Origin of the sequence: Streptomyces bambusae (genome assembly GCF_019400985.1) — a bacterium.
In the GTDB taxonomy this organism is placed as follows: Bacteria; Actinomycetota; Actinomycetes; order Streptomycetales; family Streptomycetaceae; genus Streptomyces; species Streptomyces bambusae_A.
Genome location: NZ_WTFF01000528.1, coordinates 1 through 2997, shown reverse-complemented (window position 1 = coordinate 2997; position 2997 = coordinate 1). Strand labels below are relative to the sequence as shown.

Sequence of the window (2997 nt, the reverse complement as noted above, 5' to 3'; positions counted from 1 at the left end):
GGGCCCTGCTGGAGGGCGGCGCCCCGGCGGCGGGCCGGGCAGCGCTCGCCCGACCGCCGCGCGGGACCGCCGCCGTGACGTTCCTGCACCTGCCGTGCCGCGTGCCGCCCCGACGGGACCGGGGCGGCACCTCGATCACCCGTAAACGTGACCCAGCGTCCGGGCCGCCCGCTCCGCGTCGGCGAACCCGACGTAGAGCGGGGTGAACCCGAAGCGCAGCACGTCGGGGCTGCGGAAGTCGCCGACCACGCCCCGCGCGACGAGCTCGCGCATCACCGCGGCCGCGTCGTCCGTGCGCAGCGAGATCTGGCTGCCGCGCTCGGCGTGCCCGCGCGGGGTGACCAGCTCCACCCGCCCCGCCGGCACGTACGCCTCGACGCACTCCAGGAAGAAGTCCGTCAGCGCCAGCGACTTGGCGCGCACGTCCTCGATCCGCACCCCGTCCCACGCGTCGAGCGCCGCCTCCAGGGCGAGCATCGACAGGATGTCCGGGGTGCCGACGCGGCCGCGTACGGCCCCGTCGGCCGGCTCGTAGCCGGGGCGCATCGCGAACGGCTCGGCGTGCGAGTTCCAGCCGGGCAGCGGGGAGTCGAAGCCCGCCTGGTGGCGTTCGGCGATGTAGAGGTACGCGGGCGAACCCGGGCCTCCGTTGAGGTACTTGTACGTGCAACCGACCGCGAGGTCGACGCCGTGCGCATCGAGGTCCACCGGCAGGGCGCCGGCGCTGTGGCACAGGTCCCACACCGAGACCGCGCCCGCGGCCCGTACGGCGGCGGTGAGGGCGGGCAGGTCGTGCAGCCGCCCGGTGCGGTAGTCGACGTGGTTGAGCAGCACCGCGGCGGTGTCCGGACCGAGCGCCGCCGGTACGGCGGACGGCTCGACCGGGACCACCCGCAGGCCCGTCATCCGGGCCGCGGACTGCGCGATGTAGCCGTCGGTGGGGAAGGTGGTGGCGTCCACCAGCAGCTCGCCCCGTCCCGGACCGGCCAGGCGCGCCGCGCCGACCAGGGCCTTGAAGAGGTTCACGCTGGTCGAGTCGCCCACCACGACCTGCCCGGCCGCGGCGCCCACGAGCGGGGCGATCCGGTCGCCGATCCGCTCGGGCGCGGTCCACCAGCCGCTCTCGTCCCAGGAGCGGATGAGCAGCTCGCCCCATTCGCGGCCGACCACGTCGGCGACCCGGCCGGGGACGCCCGCGGGGAGCGCGCCGAGCGAGTTGCCGTCGAGGTAGACGACGCCGTCGGGGAGGGTGAAGCGCTCGCGCAGCTTGCCGAGGTCGTCGGCAGCGTCGAGTTCGGCGGCGCGGGCGGCGAGTGCGGCGAGTGCCGGGTCGCCGGTGCTCGGTATGCCGACGGCGGTGGCGTCGGTGGCCCGAGCGGCCTCAGTGGCGTCGGTGGCGTCGGTGGCGTCAGACATGGCTGCGCGCCGTCCACAGCTCGGGGAAGACGTTCTTCTGGGCCCGCTTCTCCAGCCAGGACACCCCGGCGGAGCCGCCGGTGCCGGTCTTCGCGCCCATCGCCCGGCGGGTGGCGACCAGGTGGTCGTTGCGCCAGCGCCAGACGAGTTCCGCCACGTCGGTGAGCGCCTCGCCGAGGCGCACCAGCTCCCCGTGCGCGCCGGGCTCGGTGTACAGGGCGGTCCACACCGCCTCGACCTCGGGCGACGGCTCGTAGCGCTGCGAGAGGTCGCGCTCCAGCACCGCCTGCGGGACGGCGAGGCCGTGCCGCGCGAGCAGGCGCAGCACCTCGTCGTACAGGCTCGGCTCGTGCAGCGCCTTCTCCAGCTCGGCGTACACGCGCGGCGCGCCGCGGTGCGGTACGAGCATGGACGCAGACTTCTCGCCGAGCAGGAACTCCATGCGGCGGTACATCGCCGACTGGAAGCCGGAGCCCTCGCCGAGGGCGCCGCGGTAGGCGTTGAACTGGCCGGGGGTGAGCTGGGCGAGCGGCCGCCAGGAGGCGTTGAGGGCGTCGAGCTCGCGGACGGATCGTTTCAGCGCGTCCATCGCGACATCGATCCGGTCTTCGCGCAGGGCGCGGGCCGCGGTCTCCCACTCGTGGACGATGACCGTGAACCACAGCTCCATGACCTGGGTGGTGACCAGGAAGACCATCTCGCCCGGATCGTCCGAGCGCAGGTGCTGGAGGTGGGTGAGGACGTCCGCCTGGACGTAGTCCTCGTACGGCGTGGTGCCGTCGAAGTCGAGGTTCGGGGTGTCCGAACCGCCGGCTCCGGAGGCATCAAGGGCGTGCGACATTTCTGTCTCCTCGACACGTACTTCCGGGTAGCGGTCCGCTCCTTCCTGCTGGGTGAGTGGAGCCCCGGTCCCCTGCCCGCATCATAAGCCGCGCCGCGGGCCGCGTAAGGGGCGGGAGTGACGGGCATCACACGCCGGCCGCGGTGTGTCGGTGTCGCGCGTCGCCGCACGACACCGACCCCGCGCGTCGCGTCGCGTCAGCCCAGGGTGTCCGCCGCCGTCGGGGACGAATCGCGCAGGAAGGTCGTGCAGCGCTCGTACTCCTCCTGCTCACCGATCGCCTGCGCGGCCCGCGCCAGCCCGTGCAGGGCGCGCAGGAAGCCGCGGTTCGGCTCGTGCTCCCACGGCACCGGGCCGTGGCCCTTCCAGCCGGCCCGGCGCAGGGCATCCAGACCACGGTGGTAGCCGGTACGGGCGTACGCGTACGACTCGACGGGCCGGCCCGCCTCGAACGCGTCGTCCGCCAGGCGGGCCCAGGCGAGCGAGGAGGCCGGGTACTTCGCGGCCACCTCCGCCGGGTCGGTGCCGGCGGCGAGCGCCGCGCGCGGCTCGGGGTCGTCGGGCAGGTGGGTCGGGGCGGGTCCCCCGAGGAGGTTCTCGTGAATGGCCATGGTCACCAGTCTGCTGCACCCGGCCCCGGACGGCGGCCCGGACGGCGACCCGGACGGCGGCCCGGGCGGACCCGGCCGGCACCGCCCGGGTCGCGGGGCGGCGCTGCCGGTGCGTCACCTCAGCCGCGC

Annotated in this window: 3 protein-coding genes; all 3 read right to left on the bottom strand. The window is 75.0% G+C overall.

What is annotated here, in order from left to right; genetic code table 11:
• Nucleotides 1-135: 135 nt before the first annotated feature.
• Complete coding sequence (gene kynU / locus GPJ59_RS35120) at nucleotides 136-1416, bottom strand: kynureninase (protein ID WP_219672124.1); 1281 nt, start codon at nucleotides 1414-1416, stop codon at nucleotides 136-138.
• Nucleotides 1409-2257, bottom strand: coding sequence for a tryptophan 2,3-dioxygenase (locus tag GPJ59_RS35115; RefSeq protein ID WP_219672123.1), 849 nt, complete (start codon nucleotides 2255-2257; stop codon nucleotides 1409-1411). The genes kynU and GPJ59_RS35115 overlap by 8 nt, the downstream gene beginning before the upstream one ends.
• Before the next feature lie 197 nt (nucleotides 2258-2454).
• Nucleotides 2455-2868, bottom strand: a complete 414-nt coding sequence (locus GPJ59_RS35110) for a DUF3151 domain-containing protein (protein WP_219672121.1) — start codon at nucleotides 2866-2868, stop codon at nucleotides 2455-2457.
• Nucleotides 2869-2997 lie beyond the last annotated feature (129 nt).